26 protein-coding genes are annotated in these 23,946 nt (G+C 41.4%); 17 read left to right on the top strand and 9 right to left on the bottom strand.

What is annotated here, in order from left to right; all coding sequences use genetic code 11:
- Window positions 1-67 precede the first annotated feature (67 nt).
- The 5 genes from FD725_RS05725 to FD725_RS05705 all read left to right on the top strand — a co-directional run bounded on the left by FD725_RS05725 (window position 68) and on the right by FD725_RS05705 (window position 6,183).
- Window positions 68-1,354, top strand: coding sequence for a pitrilysin family protein (locus FD725_RS05725; RefSeq protein ID WP_179051432.1), 1,287 nt, complete (start codon window positions 68-70; stop codon window positions 1,352-1,354).
- 5 nt (window positions 1,355-1,359) lie between these two features.
- Window positions 1,360-1,983: a Uma2 family endonuclease gene (locus FD725_RS05720; RefSeq protein ID WP_179047235.1), complete on the top strand. Its 624-nt coding sequence runs from the start codon at window positions 1,360-1,362 to the stop codon at window positions 1,981-1,983.
- Between the two features lie 490 nt (window positions 1,984-2,473).
- Window positions 2,474-4,444: an ATP-binding protein gene (locus FD725_RS05715; protein WP_179047234.1), complete on the top strand. Its 1,971-nt coding sequence runs from the start codon at window positions 2,474-2,476 to the stop codon at window positions 4,442-4,444.
- Between the two features lie 154 nt (window positions 4,445-4,598).
- Window positions 4,599-5,546 (top strand): peptidoglycan-binding protein, encoded by a 948-nt coding sequence (locus tag FD725_RS05710; protein WP_179047233.1) that lies wholly within the window; start codon window positions 4,599-4,601, stop codon window positions 5,544-5,546.
- Between the two features lie 283 nt (window positions 5,547-5,829).
- Window positions 5,830-6,183 carry a phage holin family protein gene (locus FD725_RS05705; protein WP_179047232.1) on the top strand — a complete coding sequence of 118 codons (354 nt, stop codon included), beginning with the start codon at window positions 5,830-5,832 and terminating at the stop codon, window positions 6,181-6,183.
- Window positions 6,184-6,328: 145 nt separating this feature from the next.
- On the opposite strand, the gene FD725_RS05700 is transcribed toward FD725_RS05705, so the two are convergent.
- Window positions 6,329-6,820: a cobalamin biosynthesis protein gene (locus tag FD725_RS05700; protein ID WP_179047231.1), complete on the bottom strand. Its 492-nt coding sequence runs from the start codon at window positions 6,818-6,820 to the stop codon at window positions 6,329-6,331.
- A gap of 644 nt (window positions 6,821-7,464) precedes the next feature.
- Window positions 7,465-8,748 carry an ankyrin repeat domain-containing protein gene (locus FD725_RS05695; protein WP_179047230.1) on the bottom strand — a complete coding sequence of 428 codons (1,284 nt, stop codon included), beginning with the start codon at window positions 8,746-8,748 and terminating at the stop codon, window positions 7,465-7,467.
- A 288-nt stretch (window positions 8,749-9,036) separates the two neighbouring features.
- On the opposite strand from FD725_RS05695, the gene FD725_RS05690 reads away from it, so the two are divergent.
- Window positions 9,037-9,507: a DUF4079 domain-containing protein gene (locus tag FD725_RS05690; RefSeq protein WP_179047229.1), complete on the top strand. Its 471-nt coding sequence runs from the start codon at window positions 9,037-9,039 to the stop codon at window positions 9,505-9,507.
- 77 nt (window positions 9,508-9,584) lie between these two features.
- Here FD725_RS05690 and FD725_RS05685 read toward each other — a convergent pair whose 3' ends face one another.
- Entirely contained in the window at window positions 9,585-10,247 is a 663-nt protein-coding gene (locus tag FD725_RS05685; protein WP_179047228.1) for a DUF1997 domain-containing protein, read from the bottom strand.
- Between the two features lie 262 nt (window positions 10,248-10,509).
- Here FD725_RS05685 and FD725_RS05680 point away from each other — a divergent pair, with 262 nt between their 5' ends.
- Together FD725_RS05680 and FD725_RS05675 are read left to right on the top strand one after the other, a co-directional pair.
- The gene (locus FD725_RS05680) at window positions 10,510-11,166 is read left to right on the top strand and encodes an SDR family oxidoreductase (RefSeq protein WP_179047227.1); all 657 of its coding nucleotides are present in this window, start codon (window positions 10,510-10,512) and stop codon (window positions 11,164-11,166) included.
- Window positions 11,167-11,374: 208 nt separating this feature from the next.
- Entirely contained in the window at window positions 11,375-12,046 is a 672-nt protein-coding gene (locus tag FD725_RS05675; protein ID WP_256871934.1) for a glycoside hydrolase family protein, read from the top strand.
- Between the two features lie 7 nt (window positions 12,047-12,053).
- Here FD725_RS05675 and FD725_RS05670 read toward each other — a convergent pair whose 3' ends face one another.
- From FD725_RS05670 to FD725_RS33085, 3 genes are all read right to left on the bottom strand, one after another.
- Window positions 12,054-12,779, bottom strand: coding sequence for a cytochrome b/b6 domain-containing protein (locus FD725_RS05670; protein ID WP_179047226.1), 726 nt, complete (start codon window positions 12,777-12,779; stop codon window positions 12,054-12,056).
- Window positions 12,780-12,966: 187 nt separating this feature from the next.
- Complete coding sequence (locus tag FD725_RS05665; protein ID WP_179047225.1) at window positions 12,967-13,152, bottom strand: hypothetical protein; 186 nt, start codon at window positions 13,150-13,152, stop codon at window positions 12,967-12,969.
- A gap of 299 nt (window positions 13,153-13,451) precedes the next feature.
- The gene (locus FD725_RS33085; RefSeq protein WP_372726723.1) at window positions 13,452-13,601 is read right to left on the bottom strand and encodes a hypothetical protein; all 150 of its coding nucleotides are present in this window, start codon (window positions 13,599-13,601) and stop codon (window positions 13,452-13,454) included.
- Window positions 13,602-13,834: 233 nt separating this feature from the next.
- On the opposite strand from FD725_RS33085, the gene FD725_RS05660 reads away from it, so the two are divergent.
- Window positions 13,835-14,680: a DNA adenine methylase gene (locus FD725_RS05660; protein ID WP_179047224.1), complete on the top strand. Its 846-nt coding sequence runs from the start codon at window positions 13,835-13,837 to the stop codon at window positions 14,678-14,680.
- A gap of 241 nt (window positions 14,681-14,921) precedes the next feature.
- Window positions 14,922-16,013 carry an anthranilate phosphoribosyltransferase gene (gene trpD, locus FD725_RS05655; RefSeq protein ID WP_179047223.1) on the top strand — a complete coding sequence of 364 codons (1,092 nt, stop codon included), beginning with the start codon at window positions 14,922-14,924 and terminating at the stop codon, window positions 16,011-16,013.
- Here trpD and FD725_RS05650 read toward each other — a convergent pair.
- Complete coding sequence (locus FD725_RS05650) at window positions 15,943-16,995, bottom strand: TIGR02281 family clan AA aspartic protease (protein ID WP_179047222.1); 1,053 nt, start codon at window positions 16,993-16,995, stop codon at window positions 15,943-15,945. The genes trpD and FD725_RS05650 overlap by 71 nt on opposite strands.
- A 239-nt stretch (window positions 16,996-17,234) precedes the next feature.
- On the opposite strand from FD725_RS05650, the gene carA reads away from it, so the two are divergent.
- The 5 genes from carA (at window position 17,235) to FD725_RS05625 (ending at window position 21,412) form a co-directional block, all read left to right on the top strand.
- Window positions 17,235-18,380, top strand: coding sequence for a glutamine-hydrolyzing carbamoyl-phosphate synthase small subunit (gene carA / locus FD725_RS05645; protein WP_179047221.1), 1,146 nt, complete (start codon window positions 17,235-17,237; stop codon window positions 18,378-18,380).
- A 256-nt stretch (window positions 18,381-18,636) separates the two neighbouring features.
- Window positions 18,637-19,038 carry an STAS domain-containing protein gene (locus tag FD725_RS05640; RefSeq protein ID WP_179047220.1) on the top strand — a complete coding sequence of 134 codons (402 nt, stop codon included), beginning with the start codon at window positions 18,637-18,639 and terminating at the stop codon, window positions 19,036-19,038.
- A 264-nt stretch (window positions 19,039-19,302) separates the two neighbouring features.
- Window positions 19,303-19,755 (top strand): Mini-ribonuclease 3, encoded by a 453-nt coding sequence (locus tag FD725_RS05635; protein ID WP_179047219.1) that lies wholly within the window; start codon window positions 19,303-19,305, stop codon window positions 19,753-19,755.
- 97 nt (window positions 19,756-19,852) lie between these two features.
- The gene (gene rlmB / locus FD725_RS05630; RefSeq protein ID WP_179047218.1) at window positions 19,853-21,010 is read left to right on the top strand and encodes a 23S rRNA (guanosine(2251)-2'-O)-methyltransferase RlmB; all 1,158 of its coding nucleotides are present in this window, start codon (window positions 19,853-19,855) and stop codon (window positions 21,008-21,010) included.
- Between the two features lie 99 nt (window positions 21,011-21,109).
- Window positions 21,110-21,412, top strand: a complete 303-nt coding sequence (locus tag FD725_RS05625) for a DUF1816 domain-containing protein (RefSeq protein WP_179047217.1) — start codon at window positions 21,110-21,112, stop codon at window positions 21,410-21,412.
- Window positions 21,413-21,711: 299 nt separating this feature from the next.
- Here the strand turns inward: FD725_RS05625 and FD725_RS05620 are convergent, their stop codons facing one another.
- Window positions 21,712-22,539, bottom strand: coding sequence for an alpha/beta fold hydrolase (locus FD725_RS05620; RefSeq protein WP_179047216.1), 828 nt, complete (start codon window positions 22,537-22,539; stop codon window positions 21,712-21,714).
- Window positions 22,540-22,696: 157 nt separating this feature from the next.
- Here FD725_RS05620 and FD725_RS05615 point away from each other — a divergent pair, with 157 nt between their 5' ends.
- Window positions 22,697-22,981, top strand: coding sequence for a type II toxin-antitoxin system RelE/ParE family toxin (locus FD725_RS05615; RefSeq protein WP_179047215.1), 285 nt, complete (start codon window positions 22,697-22,699; stop codon window positions 22,979-22,981).
- A gap of 13 nt (window positions 22,982-22,994) precedes the next feature.
- Window positions 22,995-23,303, top strand: a complete 309-nt coding sequence (locus FD725_RS05610) for a HigA family addiction module antitoxin (protein ID WP_179047214.1) — start codon at window positions 22,995-22,997, stop codon at window positions 23,301-23,303.
- Window positions 23,304-23,308: 5 nt separating this feature from the next.
- Here the strand turns inward: FD725_RS05610 and FD725_RS05605 are convergent, their stop codons facing one another.
- A complete protein-coding gene (locus tag FD725_RS05605) occupies window positions 23,309-23,881 on the bottom strand; it encodes a CAP domain-containing protein (RefSeq protein WP_179047213.1) in 573 nt (190 codons plus the stop codon).
- Window positions 23,882-23,946: the final 65 nt, after the last annotated feature.

Here is a 23,946-nt window from a genome sequence, read left to right as displayed (position 1 = left end):
AGTCAAAAGTCAAAAGAAATAATTCATGACCATTGACCATTGACCATTGACTAATGACCAATAACTAATAACTCCAACTGTGAAACCTCCTGTGTCTCATTCCCCCATCCACCGCACTGTTTTCCACAATGGCATTGTCTTGCTGGTAGCAGAAAACCCAGCAGCCGATATTATTGCGGCACGAATTTTTGTCCGTGCTGGTAGTTGCTACGAAAATCGAGAACAAGCAGGGTTATCCCATTTGCTAGCAGCAGTGATGACAAAGGGATGTGCAGGACTTTCCAGTTGGGAAATTGCCGAACAAGTCGAATCTGTAGGCGCGAGTTTGAGTACAGATACTTCTACCGACTACTTTTTATTGTCATTGAAGACCGTTACAGCCGACTTTCCCGAAATTTTAGCATTGGCAGGGAAAATTTTGCGATCGCCCACCTTCCCCGAAACCCAAATCGAACTAGAACGGCGTTTAGCACTGCAAGATATTCGCTCTCAAAAAGAACAGCCTTTCACCCTCGCCTTAGAACAAATGCGCCAGGCGATGTACCAAAACCATCCTTACGCCATGTCAGTTCTGGGGGATGAAACGACCATGAGTAGTTTGACCAGAACAGACTTGGTAGAATATCACCAAACTTATTTTCGTCCAGACAGCCTAGTTATTAGTATTGCTGGTAGACTGACATTACAAGAAGCGATCGCCTTAGTAGAACAAGTATTCGGTGATTGGCAAATACCAGATATAGCCACACCAGCAATTAATTTACCCACAATCACAGCCAATCCCCAACACAAGTTAAAACCTGTACAAACCCAGCAATCTATCGTCATGTTGGGTTACTTGGGCGCATCGGTGAGTTCTCCTGATTATCCTGCACTAAAACTTCTGTCTACCTATTTAGGCAATGGCTTATCTAGTCGTTTATTTGTGGAACTACGAGAAAAACGGGGTTTAGCTTATGAAGTCTCAGCCTTTTACCCCACAAAACTCTATCCAGCCTCATTTGTAGTTTACATGGGTACAGCCCCAGAAAATACCACCATTGCCTTAGAAGGATTAAGTACAGAAGTAGAATTATTATCTAACACGGAAATATCAGAAAGTAGCCTACAAGCCGCCAAGAACAAAATCCTCGGACAATATGCTTTAGGTAAACAAACCAACGGGCAAATTGCTCAAATATATGGTTGGTACGAAATCTTAGGTTTAGGCATTGATTTTGACACCGCATTTCAAGAATTGATTGCGGCGGTAAGTTCCCAAGATACCCTGACAGCAGCACATCAATACTTACAGGAACCGTACTTGTCTTTAGTTGGTCAAGAAGAAGCGATTAACAGCTACAAAAAATCCTAAAAATCATGACACAATCTCTACAAAAATTATTTACATTCGCTGAATTTTTAGATTTTTTAGCAACACAACCCGAAAATATCCGTTATGAATTACACGATGGATATATTATTCAAATGCCACCCCCATTTGGAAAACATGAGGAAATCGTAGCTTTTTTAACAATGATTTTAGGGTATGAGTGTCTTCGCCTTAAACTTAATTACGGTATACCTAAAACCGCTACAGTGAAGCCAGAAAAGAAAATGTCAGGGTACTATCCAGATGTTTTGTTAATAAATTTTTCTAACTTGGATAATGAACCATTATGGGAGAAACAATCAATCCTTAGTCAACCAGATTCAATTCCGTTAGTAATTGAGGTCGTGAGTACTAACTGGAGAGATGATTATCATAAAAAGCTTGCTGACTACGAAGAAATGGGTATCCCAGAATATTGGATTGTGGATTATACTGCTTTGGGTAGTAAGGAGTTGATAGGTGATCCCAAACAGCCAACAATCACAATTTACTCTTTAAGTGATGAGGGTGAATATCGTAGTAAACTGTTTAGGGGAGACGACCGTATAGAGTCGCCAACATTCTTAGATTTAAATCTGACGGTAGCCCAAATTTTTTCAGCCCGTTATTGAAGACGAATTTACTTTAGTCTTAGAGTCTAGGTAGGGGAGGCAAAAAGCGGCGTGGATGTTCCTCCCGCTTTATTGCCGTTGTGTTACGGCTGTGCAAGGATTCAGGGGTTTGAGAGAGTAAAAATGAGCCGTAACGCACCGAGAAACACGGTGCGTTAAGCGTTGCTATAATGCACCCTATAATTTGAGGTTTGCTATCAGCTGATTTCCACTATTTAACAATTAGATCAGTACTATGGGAGCAATGAGGGAGAAATCAGAAGCAATAAAATCTACTTTATCTAATTTTGATAAAATGTCTATCATTGTGAAGTTGATTGAAAAGAAAAAAGAGATAAGAGCTTTTTAGTAGAAAAATAAAAACACTACTTTATCTTAAATTGATAAATCTTAAATTCTCTTAAATTTTTATGTATGATATTGAACTAACGGTTTTTTTAGGGAATTATTTAAATACACATTTCTCTAAAACATTTTAATCAGCTTTTTTATGGCATCAAACTTAAAGATATCAAATAAACCAGAGAATAATTTCCATTCATCTGCTAATTTATCGATGAATTTCAGCTATCAACCTGCTGTGAATGCTCTAGGACAACAAGCACTTTCAGGAATTGAACTATCATCTTTGTTCCAAAATACAGTTATTTTAGTAGCTCAGATTCTCAATATTAAATGCAGTAGAATTTGGCAAGTTCTTTCAGATAATAATTCTTTCCGTAAAGTAGCTAGCATTGGGGAAAAGCCTTTAGATGCAGATGAGCCTGAGATGAATGAGATAACTAATCAACAAGTACAACAGCCAATTATTAATCTCAACACATTCTCTGGTCAAATAGATGATTTTGACATATCCTCTCCCCCAGACAGTGTTGCTGGCTTGAGTGTGCTAATTCCTGGGGTGAGCAAACCTTTAGGTTTTCTAGAAGTATATGCTACCGAGCCGAGAAATTTTTCTGCCGACGATATTCATTTTTTACAATCTGTAACGCACGTCTTAGCAACAGCGATTGAACGTAAGCGTTCAGACGCATTAGTCTACACTCAAAGTCAAGTGTTAGAACAAGTTGCCTTTGGAATGAACCTAAATGAAATCTTTAATCACCTTTGTATTTTGCTAGAGCAACAATTACCTGGAGCTTATTGCTCAATTTTAGTTGTAGACCAAGATAAAAAAAGACTACGGGGAGGAGCAGCACCCACATTACCAGAAGAATTTGCTGCTGGCGTTGATGGTTTGATGATTGGTGAATGTGCCGGTTCTTGCGGTACTGCTGCTTATAGAGGAGATTCCGTATTTGTTAATGATATTGCCAATGATCCTTTATGGGCTGATTTTCGAGATTTTGCTTTGAGTTATAACATTAGAGCTTGTTGGTCATCACCTTTTACTTCACAAACAGGTGAAGTTTTAGGAACATTTGCTATATCTCATAAATTGCCATGTCATCCTACTCAACATCATCTAGATATTCTCAAAACAGCCACTCATATTGCTAGTATTGCCACAGAAACAGCTAGAGCCGCAGCAGCATTGCAAAAGGCAAACAATGAGTTAGAAATAAAAGTTGAAGAACGAACATCTGAATTAAAAAATGCTTTACTCGACTTACAAAAAACCCAAGCTCAACTGGTTCACAGTGAAAAAATGTCAAGTTTAGGACAATTGGTAGCAGGGGTAGCCCATGAAATTAATAATCCCATTGGATTTATTGCTGGTAATCTCGGTTATGCCAATAATTACATCCATGATTTGCTAGATTTAATTGCGGTTTATCAAGAGCAATATCCCCAATTAAATCCCACCATAGCAGCCAAAATAAAAGCGATCGATTTAGATTACTTATACGAAGACTTACCTAAGTTAATGACATCTATGAGAGCAGGTAGTGAGCGCATTACAGATATTGTGTTGGGCTTACGGAACTTTTCACGATTAGATGAAGCAAAAATAAAGTCTGTAGATATTCATGAAGGGATAGATAATACATTAATGATTCTGAATCATCAGTTGGCACTAGGCAATAAATTACCTGATATTCAGATAGTTAAAAACTATGGTCAACTACCCAAGGTTAGTTGTTATGTCAACCAGTTAAATCAGGTTTTTATGAATATTCTCAATAATGCAATTTATGCCTTAAAGGAGAATATAGAACACTGGCAATCTACTACTAAGATACCAAGTATTCAAATCAAAACTTTAGTTGTAGACAACAAGAAAGTTTTAATTAGTATTAAAGATAATGGGCCAGGTATAAATACAGAAATTCAAAAGCACATTTTTGACCCCTTCTTCACTACTAAGCCTGTTGGTCAAGGAACTGGTTTAGGATTATCCATTAGTTATGAGATTGTTGTGGAAAAGCATCAAGGAAAACTCAGTTGTATCTCTGCATTAGATGAGGGAACAGAATTCCAAATGGAGATTCCTATTCAGATGTTCAGTTGTCAGCAATAATTTTGATATTTTTTGCAGGTAATAACTAACTCTTTTACACAAATCATGAAGATACTAGTAGACGGAGTAGAAAAGATGTGATTAATCTCATCTACTACTCAATTATCTCAAGCAGCGCTAATATTAGCATCAGAAGATTCTGGGAGCAATTTCCATGAAAGGCTGCTTGAGAGCAAGTATCAGTTACTTAAAACCACAAAAGGCATTTGGCTATTTCCGCACCAGCAAGTTTTATTGGCTACTTATGCTATCCTCTACAACTATGTTTGTTGGCTCATCGGCTGTAGTTGCAGTTCCCACACCACAATTGATTGCTCAACAAGTGATCATCAGCCGCCCTACCCTGAGAGTTGGTAGTCAAGGTGAACGTGTCTCAGAACTTCAAGCAGCGCTCAAGCTTTTGGGTTTTTATTCTGGGGCAATTGATGGAGTTTACAACGATAATACAGCCAATTCCGTTTCTCGCTTTAAACAAGCAGCTGGCTTGAGTCCTGATGGTGTTGTTGATGCTGTTACTTGGCAAAGACTGTTTCCCAATGAAGCAATAGTCGCACCAACTGCCTCTTTACCCGCTTCTTTGCCCAACCCCACTCCTAATACAGTCGTTAATTCCACAACTGATTTCCCAGTTCCCACCCAACCAGTAGCTAGTCCAACTGCCAACCCCAGACCGACTACTCCCGTTGCCAACACTAGACCAGAACCCAGACCTGCTAACCCTAAACCTGTACAAAATCAAGTTGTCAATACCAGACCTGCCAATACCAAACCAACAACACCCAAACCACAAACAACTACCCCAAAACCATCTTCCACATCTCAGTTCCGCCCCACTCCCCCATCTCAACAAATTGCCGGCATACAGTACACTTCAGAAGGCTGGCCGATTTTACGTGTAGGAATGAAAAATGCGGAAGTTAGCAAGTTACAACAAAGATTGAGTCAGCTTGGTTTTTTGAAGGGTGGTGTAGATGGTTATTTTGGAGTTTTGACGGAGGAAGCTTTGAAAGCAGCCCAAAAACGTTACGGTTTAGAACCTGATGGTGTTGCTGGTGGTGCGACGTGGGAGGCCCTATTGCGGCGATCGCCCCAACGGCGTTAGTCTGAAATGAGTGCTGAGTAGTGAGTCACCGTTCGCGCTTCGCGTCTCCCCTTGGGAGAAGTTTGCCCGGAGGGAAACACTCCTTGCAACTTCTCGCTGAGTTATGAGTAGTGAGTGGTGAGTAAAAATGCCTCTAGGGTATCAAATTCAGCACTCTTGTGAAGACGCAACTTATCTCATGTCTATAGGTACTCATTACTGCTAAACTCATTACACACCACTCCCCTAAATAATTTTTTTGGTTAAATTCTATTCAACTTATTTCTAAGTTCTTGAAACACTAATGAAACACTTTTTATTAACTTGGCTTGGTACTGCGGTGGCTTTGCTGATTACTGCTAAAATTGTGCCGGGGTTTGTCGTCACTAGTTTTGTCGTCGCTTTACTGGCTGCTGTGGTAATTGGCTTAGTCAATGCCTTTGTCAGACCGATTTTAAGTATTTTGGCATTTCCTGTCACCTTACTCACTTTTGGTTTATTTACATTTGTCCTCAATGCTTTAACTCTCTGGTTGGCGAGTGTTCTTACACCTAGTACTGGGTTTCAAATTAAAGGCTTTCTCGCTGCTTTTTTGGGATCAATTGTCCTATCTATTGTTTCTAGCATCATTAATTACATTTTGAGAGCAGTAGAATAATCAGAAAATAGTTTCCAAGTTAGTATTCTGCTGCCAATTTTCATTTTTACCTGTAATTTAGATGTGTGATTTTTTTTGTAGGTTGAGTGTGGGGTAGCTTTATTCAACACCAAGATAGACATTGGGTTCCTGAGATCATGTTGGGTTACGCAAAGCCTCCACCCAACCTACTAATAGTACTAATACTTGATGTTTGGGCTACAGCAATTGTCACTACTCCCAGTTGTCCAGGTAAGCGAAAAACTGTTTTCGGAACCAAAAGCTTTACTCTCAATTCTTGTGGGAATATGTTTGAGGAAAAGGATAAATCAGCCGCCGCTAGCATAGCCGCCGCCTCGGCTACACTGGAAGTCCCAACTTTTTCGGCAATCACTTTGCTGGGGTTGGGTACACAAACGTCAGCCAAAATTGCGGCAGGAAAGGTTTTTAAAGGAAGGCTATACAGACGGCAAAATTCCAGTAAACCAAGTTCTGAAGCTTTTGTATCAATAGTAGCAATACCGGCGATCGCTTCTTGATCAAGTTGATGTACAGAGAAAATTTCTGGGATTGCAGCTACCAGCAATTGATGAGAAATACCTAACTGACAACCAACTCCTATCCATAAATCCGGCTGTTGAGCAGTTTTTTTATCCACTAATAGATTTTAGTATATAGGACTCATATTTGATTTTTGTTGGCGTAGCCTGCGCTTACGCATACAAAACTCAGTACACCTTTATTCTTTCTTCCCAGTCCCCAGTCCCCAGTCCCCAGTCCCCAGTCCCTTACCTCTACGAGTGATTCAGAAATCAAATCGGATTACTATATTTAGGCTAAGTATAGTTTTAAACTTTTAAATTTTTAGCAATTATCTAGTTAACAAATTGTACTTTTGGCGCGTCTACTAAGATACTGGAAATTTGCTAACTATAATACTGTTATCAGAAATGAAAAACTATATATTGAGCATATCTAGCACAGTAGGAAACGCCGGGGGAGGACGAGGTAAAAGTTAAAGAGTAACTTTACTTCTTGAGTTTGGGTTCCTTGAATATCTTGGAAATACAAACGCTTTACCTGGTCTACTTCGGTGTTTCAATTTCTTCGTACCTTGAATGTAGCTATGTTAATTAGCTACAAGTAAGTTTGATTTTTTTAGTTTTTCATTCCTGAATTTGAGTATTATACTTTCCTAGTATTTAATTAAATACCCGGATTTTTATTGCTTGTCAAGATGTTTTTTGAGTAAATTTAGAGAAAAAGAAATTTATGTCAAATTTCCCTAAAAAAGTGAGCAATTTACTCACTCGCTCCAGCCTGCGTTAACATCTGGGCAATACTTCTAAAACCATTAAACTCAGCAATCATTAACGCCGTATAACCACCACGATTTTTAAGATTTGGATCTGCGCCGGCTTGCAACAGGATTTGCGCCGCTTTACCATAACCTGCTGAGACAGCCCACATCAGCGCCGTAGCCCCAGCAGAGTCTTGGTAATTAACATTTGCCCCCTTAGCTAACAATAACTGAATTACTCCTGGATAGTTGCGTTCGGTAGCTTTAATTAAAGGTGTTTTGCCATCATTGCCTGGAATATTGGCATCAGCACCGTAGTCTAACAATACCTTAACTGTTTCGGTGTGACCTTGAATTGTCGCTAATGTTAAAGGTGTCTCACCTAAATTATCTCCATGCAAATTAGCACCATGATGTAGCAGTACTTCAACTATCTGGCTATGTCCTTGTAATGCAGCCACCATTAAGGGTGTATCGCCCAGATGGTTTTTAATTTGGGCATTTGCACCATGATGCAGTAAAATCTGCACCAAATCCTTGTAACCTTCCACCGTGGCAAAATGTAGGGCAGTTTCACCATCTTGGTCTTGGTGATTTACCTCAGCACCGTGGTCTAGTAAAATTTTAGCGATCGCACTATTTCCCACTGCCGCAGCTGCTAACAACGCTGTGTTACCGTCTTCATTCTGTTGGTTAACATTAGCCCCAGCCGCCAGCAAGACTTGTATGACATCCCCATGACTAAAATCTGTAGCAATCGTTAAGGGTGTTTCCCCTTGCTCATCTTCACCATTAACATCTACACCACTTTGTAAAATCAATTCTACTACGGCAGCGTGTCCCTGCTTAATTGCCAGCTTCAAAGCTGTATCATCATCTTTATCAGTAAAATTGACCTCAGCACCAGCAGCCAACAGAGTCTTCACTACTTCCACATGACCTTTCTGTGCCGCCGCCATCAAAGCCGTACTACCATCTTCATTAATGGCATGAACATCAGTACCCCTAGAGATTAACAGCTTGACAATATCAATCTGATTGGCACTAGCCGCTAACATCAACGCCGTCAAACCATAACGTTTTCTGGTTAGATTGATATTTGCCCCTGCATCTAAAAGCGATCGCACAATTTCCGTGTAACCAATACTAGCAGCAAACATTAACGCCGTAGTCCCATCGCGATCGCATACATCCACCCCAACACCAGCAGCCAGTAACGCACCCAACCGCTTAATATCGCCACCCTTAGCAGCCTTCAATAGCAAAACATCATTGTTTTCAGTCATTAGTTATTAGTCATTGGTCATTGGTCAACAGTTCTGGATTCTTGATTATCATACTCTTTCCCTGCTCACCACTCACCATTCATTACTCAGCGAGAAGTTGCAAGGAGGGTTTCCCTCCGGGCAAACTTCTCCCAAGGGGAGACGCGAAGCGCGAACGGTGACTCATTACTCAGCACTCAGCACTCATTACTCCCCAAGAATTAATTACGAATTACGAACTACGAATTACGAATTACCACAAGAGTTGTGCTAATTTTTATTAAGATTTTATAATTGGGCGAGAACACTATGGCTCTGGAACTATCTCCCTCTGTTAAGTACTGGTTAAATTTCTTTCATCCACTGATTATGTGGGTACTGCTGGCGCTGTCACTATATGCTGCGTATCTAGGGCTACAAGTACAACGCACCAGGAATTCTCAAGGCGAAGAAAAGAAAGAACTGATTAAAGGTAGGTATAATATTAAACACCATCAAGTAGGATCAATTCTTCTTGCTTTGATAGTGGTAGGGGCAATTGGTGGTATGGCTGTTACATACATCAATAACGGCAAGTTATTTGTAGGGCCACACCTACTAGCGGGATTAGGTATGACAGGTCTAATTGCCTTTTCTGCTGCCCTATCTCCCTATATGCAGAAGGGAGCAAACTGGGCGCGTGTAAGTCATATTTTAATTAACTTTGTGATTTTAGGATTGTTTACTTGGCAAGCAATTACCGGTGTGGAAATTGTGCAAAGAATTTTGACTAAGGCTTAGTTATTGGTCATTGGTCATTGGTCATTGGTCGATGATGATCACTCTTGACTATTGACTATTGACTCTTGACCATTGACTTACTTTTTCTTCAGATTGTTGGGAAAAGTCAATCCAAAAGATTGATGGAAGTCTTCTTGGACTTTGCGCGTGAGGCGGCGGGAAACTTGGCGGACGATTTGGTTTAATAGGCGATCGCCTGTAGACTGAATTAAAGATTTAGGTAAACGCTGAATAAATCGAGGGAATTGGAGATTCACAACTAAATCTAAATCCCACTCGACCTTTGTGAGAGGCTGATCCCCAGCATCTTCTTTTAACTGGAGTGCAGCCTGATAATCCACATCATAACCAGGTGCTTGATAATCGGGAATGGGGATGGTGCGAATGCGATATACTCCCTCCTGTGGTGGGAGTAATTCCAAACCAATTTTTGGTTCTACTTCATAACCAAACGAGCCAAAACGACCAATAATCAGAGCGTAACCATTTTCACTTAAAGATTGCACTTTCATCGGTTCAGCACAGCGCGTAAACCAAGAAGAGTGAGCATTAAGATACTCAGCAACAGTGTGGGCAGGGGCATACATTTCCATCGAATCGCTATAACGACCAGAAAACTTGCATGGTGTTCCTGCGGCTAATCTTGTATCTGTATCTGCGATTTCTGAGAAATTTGACACAGCAGGCACAGATTTTTCTGGAATATTCAAAGATTGATATTCGCCGTTTGTTGAAAGCATCAATCTGTTCCCCTCTATTTTGGCGTTTGTCTACATTAATGATTCCCAGGTGGCTTGGGTCGTTTAGCACTAGAATCCCATTTTGACCGAAACCTCATGAATCTGTCATGAACTTCACGAAATCACTACAATATAAAACTGGGTCAATCGATTTGAGATTGCCGATTTTGAACCAGTCAGAATTTTTTATCTGAAATTCCCAGTCTAAAATCTCAAATTGCTAGAGTCAATCACATACTAGTTTTTTAGGATAGCGTTTAAAATGAAAGCATTTGTGGCCGGGGCAACGGGTGAAACAGGTCGCCGCATTGTTCAAGAGTTGATAGCGCGGAACATCCCTGTACGGGCTTTAGTAAGGGATGAGCAGAAAGCTAGAGCTATTTTGCCCCCTGATGCGGAGTTAGTTATCGGTGATGTGTTAGACAAAGATAGCTTAAATGCTGCCTTGGGTGATAGTACTGTAGTACTATGTGCAACTGGAGCCAAGCCTAGTTTAGATCCGACAGGGCCATACAAAATAGATTTTGAAGGCACTAAAAACTTAGTCGATGTGGCAAAAGCCAAAGGAATTGAAAATTTTGTCTTAGTAACTTCTTTGTGTCTTTCCCAGTTTTTCCATCCATTGAACTTGTTTTGGCTAATATTGCTATGGAAAAAGCAGGCGGAGGAGTACTTGCAAAAAAGCGGTTTAACTTACACCATTGTCCGTCCTGGTGGGTTAAAGAATGACGATAACTCAGATGCGATCGTTATGCAAGGTGTGGACACATTATTTGAGGGGAGTATCCCTCGGCAAAAAGTTGCCCAGGTGTGCGTAGCAGCTCTATTTGAACCAGCAGCACGGAATAAAATAGTCGAAATAGTTGCTAAACCTGAAGCTACATCAAAAACCTTTATAGAGTTATTTCAACAATGTTAATTGCTAAGGATTCAGGAGTCAGAATACAGGAGTCAGAATAGTTTCTTCGTCTTGGGTGCTGAATTCTTACGTTAATAGAGGCATTGTGTACAACGTCTCTACGATATTTCCGAAATGGGTGTGTCAAGGATTGTTGTTAATTTAAAAGAGCGAATTTGTAAGGAGTGAGAATCTGAAAAGTTTTGAACTCAAAGGCATTGAGAAACTTATTCTCCCTATAGCCGCACTTCTGGGCTTTGTGTACTTATTTCAATGGTACATATTTGGAGAATTGCGATCGCCTTCTGATCCCTTCTTTAAAAATAATTTACCACCATTAGTCATGAAAGGCGGTGATCCTTACATTCGGGCTTTAATGCGGACTATCTCCGCCAGTGAAGCCAACGGTAACCGCCCCTACTCTTTGTTGTATGGTGGACAACAAGTAAAAGACCTGAGCAAACATCCGGAGATATGCGTCACCATTGTCACAGGGCCAAATACAGGTAATTGTTCTACAGCTGCTGGTAGATATCAAATTATCAACACCACTTGGTTTCAAATTGCCCCGCGTTATCATCCAAAACCCAATCAAATGATGTTTTGGTCTGCCTATAGTTTTGAACCAGAATATCAAGACTTAGTAGTTTATCGTTGGTTAAATGATGAACGAGTTTGGAATGTGGATATTTCCCAACTCCTACGCCAAGGTAAAATCAATGATGTTTTACGCCGACTCTCACCCACCTGGACAAGTTTAGGATATGGCATAGAAACAAATTCTGTGAGTAGTTCTCTACCGAAGATTTATCAAAGAATGCTGCAAGAAGAATTAAAAACAGCTACTCAACCCCCATCAGTAGAGATCACACCAAGCCCTACGACGAAAAATCCTAATTAATGGCTACTTACTCACCACTAGACAACAGCAGAGGTAGAATCAGGGCTGTGACAATTCCCAGCACAACAATGACTTCAATAATTTTTAAAAATATATTATCTTGCCGCAGTTGATTAATGCCTACACCAAAATTATTTGATAAATTACTCAACCAATGACGCAAGCGATTTAGCCAATGAGTAGGACTATCTTCTGAGCGAATATTGAATGTAATCATCGAGAGTAATAACGGTACACCACCCACTTTACTCGACATCAAAACATGAATTGCTAAACAAAAAACCATCACAACCCAAGCACTCAAATGCAGCAAGTACCAACTGTGGTTTAACTCTCCCGTGGGTAGCCATTGTTCTTGCATCATTCTGCCAGATAATACAGCTAATACAGCAGCAATGAGCATGAGTGTATTGGCGATTCTTTGCCAACTCACCCACCAAATCGGTCTACCAACCTGAGTTAAATTCTGTAAAGAATTTGACTGTAGCAGGCGTTTATTGCCAGCATGAAAACTATAGAGAGCAAATGCTGGGAAAATCAAAAAGAAAAATACAGCAAATGTGCCGTGAATGTCGATAATTTGCCCAATCCGAGGGATAGGTATTTTACCAAATCTGCCATCGAAAGTGTTGTAAACTAGGAATCCGCTAAAAATGGCAGCAATTGCCAGAATACCACTGATACCGTGTAGTAGTCTTAACAATAAAGGCTGATACGGTGTAGAACGGGACATCCCTATAACCTCGTTTTTGGGGCAAGTTAAAGTATATAGGAATCGATTTGATTTCTGTTAGCCTAGCTTGGCGCAGTCTAATAATTTGTGTAGTTAGGCAATGGGCAATGGGCGATAGGTAATAGATAAGAAGTTCCTCGATTTGTACTGAGTTGTAGAAGAAGAACTTCCTGGACGGGGAGACCTTTTAACTAGCTTGGCTAATACGCCGTTGTAACTCAGTTGCAAATTCTTCATCAGTGCGAGTGATAACCTTTGGTCGCAGGTCTAACCTGTCCATTAGAGTATGAAATGCTTCGGTGTCCTGTGGATGATATCTGACCCAATCTCTTAATTCTGCATCTGACATGGCTTGATAATTCGCTTTAGTCATGGAAATGTCACCTCACCGTTAGAGGACGTTTGAAAAGTCTGTTTTTTTGTCATGTTGAATGCAGCGTAGCGGAATGAAACATCTCGGTATGTGCCACAAAACCTAGATTCTGACTGATGCTCCGTTCCAGTCAGAATGACATTTTTATACCTACTAAAACTTTTCAAACACCCTCTTAGCTCGACTTTATCCAAAATTAAGAACTTGGTTTTCTTAATACGGCAAAACCCTAGCTTTTTGGCAAAAACTTTTTCCATCTTACTAATTCTCAGTGCAAACAAAAAAGTAAAACTCCCGTCTCATAAAGCTTTCAGGGTCAGCTTGAGCCTTGCCAAAAAATGGATAAAGTCGAGCTTAGGATATATCTCTATTTGTATTGTGTCTCCAATTAAAACGTATATGCGTTTTGTTCTTTCGTTCAATCGCACCACGTTGATAGGTTGAAACATATTACTGGCTCTCACACATCTACTGTAAAACGCTTTTAACTGTTCTATTGTTGGTTCCATATTGGTTAGTTCACCCATTGTATGATAATCTCATGACTGCATCATCAAATCACAACCGTAATTGTTGCGAAGGGTATGATAAACTGCTATATGGTTCGCTGCTAGGCTCAATACAATACGTGGGGAGTGTCAGCATTTTAATCAGTGGTTAGTAGTCACATCCACTTTCCCATATGTTGAAAAGTCCTCTTAGATATCCTGGTGGTAAATCAAAAGCCATCAAGCAAATCATTGAATATTTACCAGAAAATTTCTCAGAATTTAGAGAACCATTTGTGGGAGGTGGTTCAGTATTTATTTATCTCAAACAAAAGTTCCCTCATCTGAAAATTTGGATTAATGATTTAAATCGGGAATTATTTTTATTTTGGCAGTTTGCTCAGTCTGATATAGCTCAGTTAGTTCAAGAAGTACGACAAATTAAAGATAAATACCAAGATGGTAAAAGATTATTTTTAGAATTGACCAGGATTGATGTTAATAGTCTCTCTGATTTGGAAAGAGCAGTCCGATTTTTTGTACTTAACAGAATTACTTTTTCTGGTACTGTTGAGTCTGGGGGTTTTTCTCAAGAGGCATTTTCTCAACGATTTACTTATTCATCAATAGAAAGACTAGAAAAATTAGAAAGTATTTTAACCCCAGATATAAAAATTACCAATTTGGACTACAGTCAACTTTTAAATATACCAGAAACAAAGATATTCTTATTTTTAGATCCTCCATATTTCAGTGCAACCAAATCCAGACTATATGGTAGAGATGGTGATTTACATACCTCTTTCAACCATCAACAATTTGCGGACATTTTACAAAAATGTCCCCATCAATGGTTAATTACTTATGACGATTCAGTACAAATCAGAGAAAATTTTAAATGGGCGCATATCTACGAATGGGAATTACAGTATGGCATGAATAACTATAAACAAAAACGGGCGGCAAAAGGCAAAGAGTTATTCATTACTAACTATGAAATTCAATATAATCAACAGCAACAAATAAACCAAAATAGGTAAGAATTCAGCACCCAGGAGTCAGAAGTCAGAATTAATCAGGGTTAAGGAATCTTAGCTTACTCATCAAAATATGAGAATTTGAACTATTCTGAATCCTGTATTCTGACTCCTGAATCCTTACCAAAATAGTTTGGATAACTCAAATTCCCCGTTGCAGCTTGATGTTTTACCTTAACTTTGATGCGGGACAATTTTTCGGTAGGATAACTGCCATGCCTCTCAACGTACACACACTTGAGTTATGACAACTGCCCCAATCTCTACACAAGAATCTTCAACTAGCTGGTATTTGCTACTGCAACAGTTAATAGATGGCGAATCCTTAAGCCGCACACAGGCTGCTGAACTAATGCAAGGTTGGTTAAGTGAGGCTGTTCCTCCAGAGTTATCAGGAGCAATCTTAACAGCACTCAACTTTAAAGGTGTCTCTGCCGACGAGTTGACTGGTATGGCAGAAGTTCTGCAAGCGCAATCTAAATTGGGGACTGGGCAACATAATCAATACCCAATCACCGATCCCCAATCCCCAATCCCCATCATCGATACTTGTGGGACTGGTGGAGATGGGTCTTCTACTTTTAATATTTCTACAGCCGTCGCATTTGTGGCAGCTGCTTATGGTGTACCTGTCGCCAAGCATGGTAATCGTTCGGCATCGAGTTTAACAGGTAGTGCTGATGTATTGGAAGCATTGGGAGTCAACTTGAGTGCTACTAGCGAAAAGGTACAAGCCGCACTGCAAGAAGTCGGGATCACATTTTTGTTTGCACCTGGTTGGCATCCTGCACTCAAGGCGGTGGCTACTTTGCGGCGGACTTTAAGAATACGTACGGTATTTAATTTACTGGGGCCTTTGGTAAATCCCTTGCGTCCTACTGGACAGGTGGTAGGGTTATTTACACCTAAACTTTTGACGACTGTTGCTCAAGCTTTGGACAATTTAGGTAAGCAAAAAGCGATTGTTTTGCATGGGCGAGAAAGACTGGATGAGGCTGGCTTGGGTGATTTAACTGATTTGGCGGTGTTATCTGCTGGTGAGGTGAAGTTAACTACGATAAATCCCCAAGAGGTTGGTGTGACACCTGCACCTATTCAAGCACTGCGGGGCGGGGATGTACAAGAAAATGCGGTGATTTTAAAGGCAGTTTTACAAGGTAAAGGAACTCAAGCACAACAAGACGCTGTAGCCTTAAATGCTTCCTTAGCGCTACAGGTAGCAGGTGTTGTACCGTTGCTAGATCATGCTCAAGGTGTGAGTGTGGCTAAAGAGATTTTACAAAGTGGTACAGCTTGGGCAAAGTTGGAGCAATTGGTTGAATTTCTACAGAGTTAATTTCGGAGCGTGATTGAGGACGAAACTCTACCACATTTCGCTTAATTGTGACATCGTAATTGCCAAAAAAGTCATGTCCTAAAAGTCCAGTTTCTAGTTCCGTGCCAGCGATCGCTACTGGTACTCTATTCACAATCACTCCTCCTACAGCCATCGATTCTACATAACCAATCGGAAATTCCACCGCCCTAGAACTAGCTGTGTTAGCCTTGGCTTTACCAACAGTGACAACTCCCAAAGCACTCGCCATCTGTTGAGTAATCACAGTCCCACTAGCCCCTGTATCCACAATCATGTCAAATTGCTGTTGACCGTTAAAAGTGACAGTCACAATTGGTGTACCACCAACTCGCCGTTTAATAGGGGCAACAAATACCTTAGATTCGGGAGTAATGGCTGCTGATAAAGGTACATCAACTTCATCTGGTGGTGGTTGTGTAGTCCTTGGTGGTGGTACAGCAATGGGGAACTTGGGCGTATTTAATGATTTAGGTGTAGCTACAGCTACCTGGGGATAACTAGTCTGTGGTGATGAACGAGCAACAGCATTGGCTTGACGGACAGCATACTTAACTTGACGCTGGTATTCAGCGATTTTACTGCGAGCGATCGCAAACTCCGGACTTGGCTTTTCAACTTTTTGCATTAAGGCGATCGCATCATTAAATTGACTTGCTACCAAATACCAATCATCCGGTGATTGAGCAGACTGACTAATACTCACAGCCCCAGCCGCCTTATCTAGCCCCAATTCAAAAGCACTCGGCTCCATTTGTGATGGGGGCAAATCTACCGCCGGTGGTACAGTTGGCGCTGCTGCTATTTCTTCCGGCAACGGTACTACGGGATTTTCCGTCACCACAGACTGTTGATTACGCAGAATGGAAGTTTTCTGTTGAGTGTCGCTACAACCAAAACTCGACACAGTCATAGCACCAGCAAGAAAAATCAGGGCTGTAAAAGATACAGAGGGCTGAAGCATAATTAATCTCGATTTTATCCGTCCCAGGGACTGCACATCTACTTTTGCCACTGATTCCCCTTTTAGACTAAATTCCTCTACTTTGATTTTAAGTTTTAATTAATTTCCTGGCGAATACATAATTTACAAACTCATGGGATAATTAGCAGTCGCAGTAGGGATGAGAGAACAAGGGGACAAGAGAAAAATCATGATTCTTTCCCCCCCTCTCCCCCTCCCCCCCTCCCCTTCTCCCTCTTATGCCCCTGTCTGACACAACACCTGCTCTACTTGTCTTAGCGGACGGAACCGCTTATCGTGGTTGGTCTTTTGGTGCGACGGGAACCACCATTGGTGAAGTCGTGTTCAATACCGGCATGACTGGATATCAGGAAGTATTGACTGATCCCAGTTACTGCGGTCAAATCGTCTTGTTTACCTATCCCGAATTGGGGAATACAGGCGTTAATCCCGAAGACGAAGAATCAGCGCGTCCCCAAGTGCGGGGTGCGATCGCCAGAAATATTTGTCATAAACCAAGTAATTGGCGATCAACCCAACCCTTACCCGACTACCTCAAACAGCACCAAATCCCTGGGATATTTGGCATTGATACCCGCGCCCTGACCCGCAAAATTCGGATATATGGAGCTATGAATGGCGGTATCTCCACAGAAATTTTAGATGAAGCGGAATTACTAGAGCAGGTACAGGCGGCTCCTAATATGGCAGGGTTAAATCTAGTGCAGGAAGTTACCACCTCTACAGTTTACGAATGGTCTGATCCGACAGTTGCCGTGTGGGAGTTCAACTCAGAAACACAAATAAATAGTCAGGAATCATTGACAGTTGTAGCCTTAGACTTTGGTGTCAAGCGGAATATCCTGCGTCGTTTAGCTAGTTATGGCTGTCGAGTAATTGTTGTACCTGCCAATACACCACCAGCAGAAATTCTTAAATACAATCCAGATGGTATCTTCCTCTCCAATGGGCCTGGCGATCCGGCGGCTGTTACTGAAGGTATCACCACAGCTAAAGCACTACTCCAAAGCCAAAAACCCATCTTTGGTATTTGTATGGGACACCAAATTTTGGGTCATGCCTTGGGAGCAGACACCTTTAAGCTAAAATTCGGGCATCGTGGGTTAAATCAGCCTGCGGGTTTACAACAAAGGGTAGAAATTACCAGCCAAAATCACAGTTTTGCGATCAACCCAGAGTCCATACCTGAAGCAGTTGTGGAAATTAGCCACCTCAACCTCAACGATCGCACTGTTGCCGGCTTACGGCACAAATCACTGCCTGTATTTTCAGTGCAGTATCACCCAGAAGCCAGCCCAGGCCCCCACGATGCTGATTATCTGTTTGCCCAGTTTGTTCAACAAATGCGAACAGCCAAGCAGTAGGGACTGAGGAGTCGGGAAGGGGACAAGGAAATTTATCTAAATCTCAGTTTCCCTATCCAAGCCTTAGTAAATTCTTAATTTTGAATTTTGCGGAAAGTTCTGTAGGCGGGTTTCCCGCCGTAGGAACGCCACTTGCTATAAGCCGGGAAACCCGTCCAACGCAGTGGCTCAACTTTTCAAGACGAATTTTGAATTTTGAATTGGGTTCCCCCTACCCCAACAGATTGTAGACAACACGTCCAAAAACCATTTATACTTGAGCGTTCACTTTAACGTCGAGGAGGGAATTATTGCTGAACCACTGAATCTAACCGTAAGCCTGAGAGGTACTCGTGAAGCCCGCGATAACTATCAGCTATTCCGCCTCACAGGTCTGTTAGATGCCTTTTCTGAGCCGACATTTCGCAAGGTACTCGGCAGTAAAATTGAGGAAGGCCCAAAGCATATTATTCTGGATCTTTCGCAAATTGATTTTGTGGATAGCTCTGGCTTGGGCGCACTAGTGCAGCTAGCCAAGCAGGCTCAAACCGCCAGTGGAACCTTGCAAATCGTCACCAATGCACGAGTAACTCAAACGGTCAAGCTGGTTCGCTTAGAGAAGTTTCTGGCGCTGCAATCCACAGTTGACGCAGCTGTAGAAAATATCAAGGGTGCTTGACCAAATAGAGTAATTAAGCTATTCGATTTGTTTTCGCAATAGCTTAATTTATAGAAAGGTTGGCAGAAAGCCTCTCTCTATGCGGGAGAGGTCAATCAGCCACCGAAAATTGGGAGTGAGAGAGTGCTGAGTGAGGGAGTGAGGGAGTGAGAGAGTGAGGGAGTGAGGGAGTGCTGAGTGCTGAGTGCTGAGTGCTGAGTGTAAGTCGGAAGTTGGAGAGTACTGACCAATGACTAATGACCATTGACTAATGACTAATGACTAATGACTGAAGAATCAGATATAGATTTATCTTGGACAGAAGCTTTACTGGTAAATACTACGCTGTTAACACAAAATATTTCCCACTCACAGGTACAGCAAATTTCCCCGGCGGCTTTGGCATATTTAGGGGATGCAATTTATGAACTCTATGTTAGAATATCTTATCTACTACCAATACAGCGATTAGAAGCTTATCATCGTTTAGTAGTTGGACAAGTAAGAGCAGAAACACAGGCGCTACATTTGCGATCGCTGACTCCTTACCTCAAGGCAAGTGAATTAGAAATTGTCCGCCGAGGCCGTAATGCTGCCACAGGAAGACCAAGAAGAGTTGATCCCGAAATATACCAACAAGCAACAAGTCTCGAAACTTTAATAGGCTACCTTTATCTCACCGATTTTCCTCGTTTAACCGAACTTTTAGCAAAAATCCATCTAGAGAAAGAGAAATAATTTAGCAATTTCATCTCAATGATTGGAGAATTACTACGATGAGGTTCAGCATATCCAGGACTCGGACTATCTACCCATGCGCCCTAAAAAAACTTTTATGCCTAATAAACCTAAAAAAATCAAGACTGCTAGTGAACCCAGTCGCCCCCAACCTATAAAAATTAAGGGTAAGCGAGTTGTGGCTAGTCCGATTCGCAGTTCCCGAAAGGATGATAGCAATTCTGGGTCTAGCCCTATTCGCAAGTCTAGAAAGGATAATAGTGATTCTGGGTCTAGCCCGATTCGCAGTTCTCGAAAAGATGACAGTAATTCTGGGTCTAGCCCTATTCGCAGGTCTAGAAAGGATGATCACAATTCTAGCTCTAGTGGTCTTGGCAGTTCTCGACAGAATGATGGTGATTTTAGCTCTAGTAGCCCCCGTCCACGCCGCAATTTTTCTCAATCATCACCCGCATCTAAACTACAATTCGCTAAACCAGTAGAAGATAATGACATTATCTACGGTCGTCATCCTGTGTTGAGTGCGTTAGAAAATCAGCGTGGTTTGAACCGCATCTGGATTACCTCTCGTCTACGCTATGATCCCCGCTTTCATCACTTAATACTCCAAGCTAAGGAAAATGGCACAGTCATTGACGAGGTAGAACCTAAGCGTTTAGATCAAATCACCGACCAAGCTAATCACCAAGGCATTGCAGCACAGATTGCGCCTTATGATTATATGGAATTACATGATTTAATCACCCAAGCCAAATCATGTACTGACCCCGTCATTGTCGTTGCTGATGGCATTACTGATCCCCACAACTTAGGAGCAATTATTCGCACAGCCGAAGCTATCGGCGCTCAAGGATTAGTCATTCCCCAAAGAAGAGCATCGGGGATCACCTCCACAGTGGTCAAAGTGGCCGCAGGTGCTTTAGAAAATTTTCCTGTAGCTAGAGTTGTTAATCTCGGTCGTGCGTTAGAAGAATTAAAAGAAGCGGGATTTTGGATTTATGGGACGGCGGCTGGTGCTAGCGAACCTCTCCACACAGTCAGTTTTCGGGGGCCGATTGTTTTGGTGATAGGCTCAGAAGGAGAAGGGCTGAGTATGTTAACTCAGCGCTCATGTGATGTTTTGGTATCAATTCCCCTGATGGGTAAGACCCCTAGTTTGAATGCCTCAGTTGCCGCAGGAATGGCACTTTACGAGATTTTCCGTCAGCGATCGCTTAACACTTTGTACCTAGATAAGTTACAAAAACCTCTTTGAAAATTACCAGTAAAAGAGTATAAAGAAGTGTAACAACCAAAAACGGCAATATCTATTGTTCAACATTCAGTACCACTTTGATAAATTGGCACAATACCCATGAATACAATTTGGAATAATCTGAAGGAAGCTGCTATTAATTCTTTCAACGCACTAGGTTTGGCTTGGTGGGTGGAAATTATCACCCAAAACCCCCGTTGCACTTACTATTTTGGCCCCTTTCTCAATGCTGATGAAGCTAAGTTAGCCATCAAAGGCTACATAGAAGATTTAGAAACAGAAGGCGCACAAGGTATTCAGGTGAACGTAAAGCGCTGTAAGCCAAATGATTTGACGATTGCTGATGACCTGGGGGAACGTCTTGACCGCAAAGTAAAGCCTGCCTTTAGCGGTCAGATGTAATACCAATTCAAAATTCGTCTTGAAAAGTTGAGCCACTGCGTTGGACGGGTTTCCCGGCTTATAGCAAGTGGCGTTCCTACGGCGGGAAACCCGCATACAGAACTTTCCGCAAAATTCAAAATTAGAAAAACCAGATTTTATAAGGGTTTCCGAGTTTGAATTTGTTGCCGAATTTTAGAGAATTGGTATAAGTTAGGCATTGGTCAATGGTCATTAGTCATTAGTCATTAGAGACGTTGCGTGCAACGTCTGTACAAGTAATTATTTGGGACTTGTGGCTTTTGACCGTAGACTTTGGACTATTGACTGCTAATTACCTGTGGGTGCTTTGCTAACCAACAGTCAATGTCACTGAGTACTTGCTGGGGTATTTCCCAGGGGAAAAGGTGAGCAGTATTGGGGTAGCATTGCCACTGACTATTTTGAAGATGTTGAGCAGTTTCTAAGCTTGACTCGGATGTAATGTGTCGATCTTGAGCGCCAGCTAGCACCAAACTAGGGCAGTCAATCTGCTCTAGGTCTGAAAGTCGATTATATCCTAGACGCAAGGCTGTGTAGAGGGCGCGAGTAGCAGCAGCAGAGGTTTGTAAATAAGCTGGTACAGCTGCTGTGGCGATGTATTTGTAGGCTGTGGGTGTGTGTTGTTGGATGAGGTAACGAAACAGCGATCGCTTCCCAAAAGTTTCTATGTTCCAGCGCCAACTTGGTCTGATACAATTCACAAGTCCAGCAACACCAGTGTAAAAATTATCCTGCCAAGTAATTGGAGGATGATTCCCACGAGGTCTAGCTGCTGTCGCCACCAAAATCAATCCAGTGATACGCTGTGGTAAGCGCAAGGCCAGTTCCATTGCCAAAATGCCACCAAGCGACCATCCCAACACTAAACATTTTTCGATCTGCAAGCGGTCTAATAAGGCTTCTAGGTCAGTCAAATGTGCTTGCATAGTAAAATTGCCATGAAAACGACTTTTGCCGTATCCTCGCAAATCTGGGGCGATAGTTTTGTAGCGTTTTGATAGGTGATTAGTAAAGACAGACAAACTCTGACCACTCCCAGGATGACCATGTAGTCCTAAAATGGGGAATCCTTGCCCTTGAATGTGAACGTGAAGATTCGCAGCCATAGAAGTAAGTAATTCGTAATTCGTAATTTTAGATATAAAACTTATATTTGATTTTTCAATAACACTAGTTTCTTAAAGTAGAGTTCAATACTAGTACAAAAATTCATGTATAATACTTACGTTTTACGATAGTAACGTGGTACGATAGTATTAACTTGTGATTATAGGTTTCAAAACTGAAGAAACAAAACTCATTTTTGATGGTTTTACGTCTCCTTCTTACCCTCAAGAAATTCAAAAAGTTGCTTTAAGAAAGCTGCTAATGTTGAATGCGGCAGTATCAATTAACGATCTTCGCACTCCACCTGGTAATCGGTTAGAAAAGCTAGTTGGAAACAGACAAGGACAATATAGTATTCGGATTAATGATAAGTGGCGAATTTGCTTTTTCTGGACAGATGAAAATAATGTAGATGAGGTGGAAATAGTAGATTACCATTAGTTGAAAAATGATTATGGACGATAACCGTTTATCAAACATTCATCCAGGCGAAATTCTGCAACTAGAATTTTTAGAGCCATTAAATATTACTCCCTATCGATTGAGTAAAGATATAGGTGTATCTCAGACACGGATTAGTGAAATCTTATCTGGAAAACGCACAATTACGGCAGATACGGCCTTGCGTCTATCCCGCTATTTTGGTAACAGCGCTCAGTTTTGGTTGAATTTGCAAATAGAATATGATTTACGTCAAGCATTAGCAGAAAATGCGGATATGTATAATCAAATTCTGATTAGACCGTTTACTAATGTACCCTAGCGGACTCAATTATCTGTATAATCGCCAGCGTAGGTGATCACACATATTTGTCTGTATGTCTTGTGAATACCGAATGCTACTCCTGTGACTTTAAAAGCGGGGTTAAAAATGTTGGTGCGATGACCGCGATTTTTGACTCCATCATCAATGATTAACTGCATGATGATATCTTGGGCAGTACTGGAACCGTAGCTAATGTTTTCCCCAGCTGTAAGTAACCAGTTGCCGTAACGGTTCAGTCGGGTAAAGGGATCACTACCATCACTGCCATCATGACCTGTAGCACCTGATATTCCTTGGTCTTTAACGTGATCTCGTGCTGCCAAAGACATACCGAGAGATATACTCAATCTTCCCACAGAACGAGCTGATTTGAGAAAAGCGATCGCCTCATCTACAGCTTTTACCCCTTCTTGAGTTTGCAAATAAACATAATCAGCCAATTTCACTTTGTTACCCTGAAAGCGTTGGTGGTAACTTGCCAAAATCGGTAAGTAACTTTGAGGGTTGGTACGTACTTGGTTCATCTCTTCTACTACTTGTTGTTCTAGCAGTGAGAGTGTGTATTCATCTACCATTTTTCGGAGTGGGGGAGTGATGAGTGATGAGTGCTGAGTGCTGAGTGCTGTTAGCGGAAGCGGGG

This window comes from Nostoc sp. TCL26-01, assembly GCF_013393945.1.
Taxonomy (GTDB): Bacteria; Cyanobacteriota; Cyanobacteriia; order Cyanobacteriales; family Nostocaceae; genus Trichormus.
This window is presented reverse-complemented; position numbering and strand designations above follow the sequence as displayed.

What these genes read in the sequence shown, in the direction of transcription:
- FD725_RS05720 (WP_179047235.1), top strand. Translation starts at nt 1,360, where the DNA reads ATGACACAATCTCTACAAAAATTATTTACATTCGCTGAATTTTTAGAT.
- FD725_RS05715 (WP_179047234.1), top strand. Translation starts at nt 2,474, where the DNA reads ATGGCATCAAACTTAAAGATATCAAATAAACCAGAGAATAATTTCCAT.
- FD725_RS05710 (WP_179047233.1), top strand. Translation starts at nt 4,599, where the DNA reads ATGAAAGGCTGCTTGAGAGCAAGTATCAGTTACTTAAAACCACAAAAG.
- FD725_RS05705 (WP_179047232.1), top strand. Translation starts at nt 5,830, where the DNA reads ATGAAACACTTTTTATTAACTTGGCTTGGTACTGCGGTGGCTTTGCTG.
- FD725_RS05695 (WP_179047230.1), bottom strand. Translation starts at nt 8,748, where the DNA reads ATGACTGAAAACAATGATGTTTTGCTATTGAAGGCTGCTAAGGGTGGC.
- FD725_RS05690 (WP_179047229.1), top strand. Translation starts at nt 9,037, where the DNA reads ATGGCTCTGGAACTATCTCCCTCTGTTAAGTACTGGTTAAATTTCTTT.
- FD725_RS05685 (WP_179047228.1), bottom strand. Translation starts at nt 10,247, where the DNA reads ATGCTTTCAACAAACGGCGAATATCAATCTTTGAATATTCCAGAAAAA.
- FD725_RS05680 (WP_179047227.1), top strand. Translation starts at nt 10,510, where the DNA reads ATGAAAGCATTTGTGGCCGGGGCAACGGGTGAAACAGGTCGCCGCATT.
- FD725_RS05670 (WP_179047226.1), bottom strand. Translation starts at nt 12,779, where the DNA reads ATGTCCCGTTCTACACCGTATCAGCCTTTATTGTTAAGACTACTACAC.
- FD725_RS05665 (WP_179047225.1), bottom strand. Translation starts at nt 13,152, where the DNA reads ATGACTAAAGCGAATTATCAAGCCATGTCAGATGCAGAATTAAGAGAT.
- FD725_RS33085 (WP_372726723.1), bottom strand. Translation starts at nt 13,601, where the DNA reads ATGTTTCAACCTATCAACGTGGTGCGATTGAACGAAAGAACAAAACGC.
- FD725_RS05660 (WP_179047224.1), top strand. Translation starts at nt 13,835, where the DNA reads ATGTTGAAAAGTCCTCTTAGATATCCTGGTGGTAAATCAAAAGCCATC.
- trpD (WP_179047223.1), top strand. Translation starts at nt 14,922, where the DNA reads ATGACAACTGCCCCAATCTCTACACAAGAATCTTCAACTAGCTGGTAT.
- FD725_RS05650 (WP_179047222.1), bottom strand. Translation starts at nt 16,995, where the DNA reads ATGCTTCAGCCCTCTGTATCTTTTACAGCCCTGATTTTTCTTGCTGGT.
- carA (WP_179047221.1), top strand. Translation starts at nt 17,235, where the DNA reads ATGCCCCTGTCTGACACAACACCTGCTCTACTTGTCTTAGCGGACGGA.
- FD725_RS05635 (WP_179047219.1), top strand. Translation starts at nt 19,303, where the DNA reads ATGACTGAAGAATCAGATATAGATTTATCTTGGACAGAAGCTTTACTG.
- rlmB (WP_179047218.1), top strand. Translation starts at nt 19,853, where the DNA reads ATGCCTAATAAACCTAAAAAAATCAAGACTGCTAGTGAACCCAGTCGC.
- FD725_RS05625 (WP_179047217.1), top strand. Translation starts at nt 21,110, where the DNA reads ATGAATACAATTTGGAATAATCTGAAGGAAGCTGCTATTAATTCTTTC.
- FD725_RS05620 (WP_179047216.1), bottom strand. Translation starts at nt 22,539, where the DNA reads ATGGCTGCGAATCTTCACGTTCACATTCAAGGGCAAGGATTCCCCATT.
- FD725_RS05610 (WP_179047214.1), top strand. Translation starts at nt 22,995, where the DNA reads ATGGACGATAACCGTTTATCAAACATTCATCCAGGCGAAATTCTGCAA.
- FD725_RS05605 (WP_179047213.1), bottom strand. Translation starts at nt 23,881, where the DNA reads ATGGTAGATGAATACACACTCTCACTGCTAGAACAACAAGTAGTAGAA.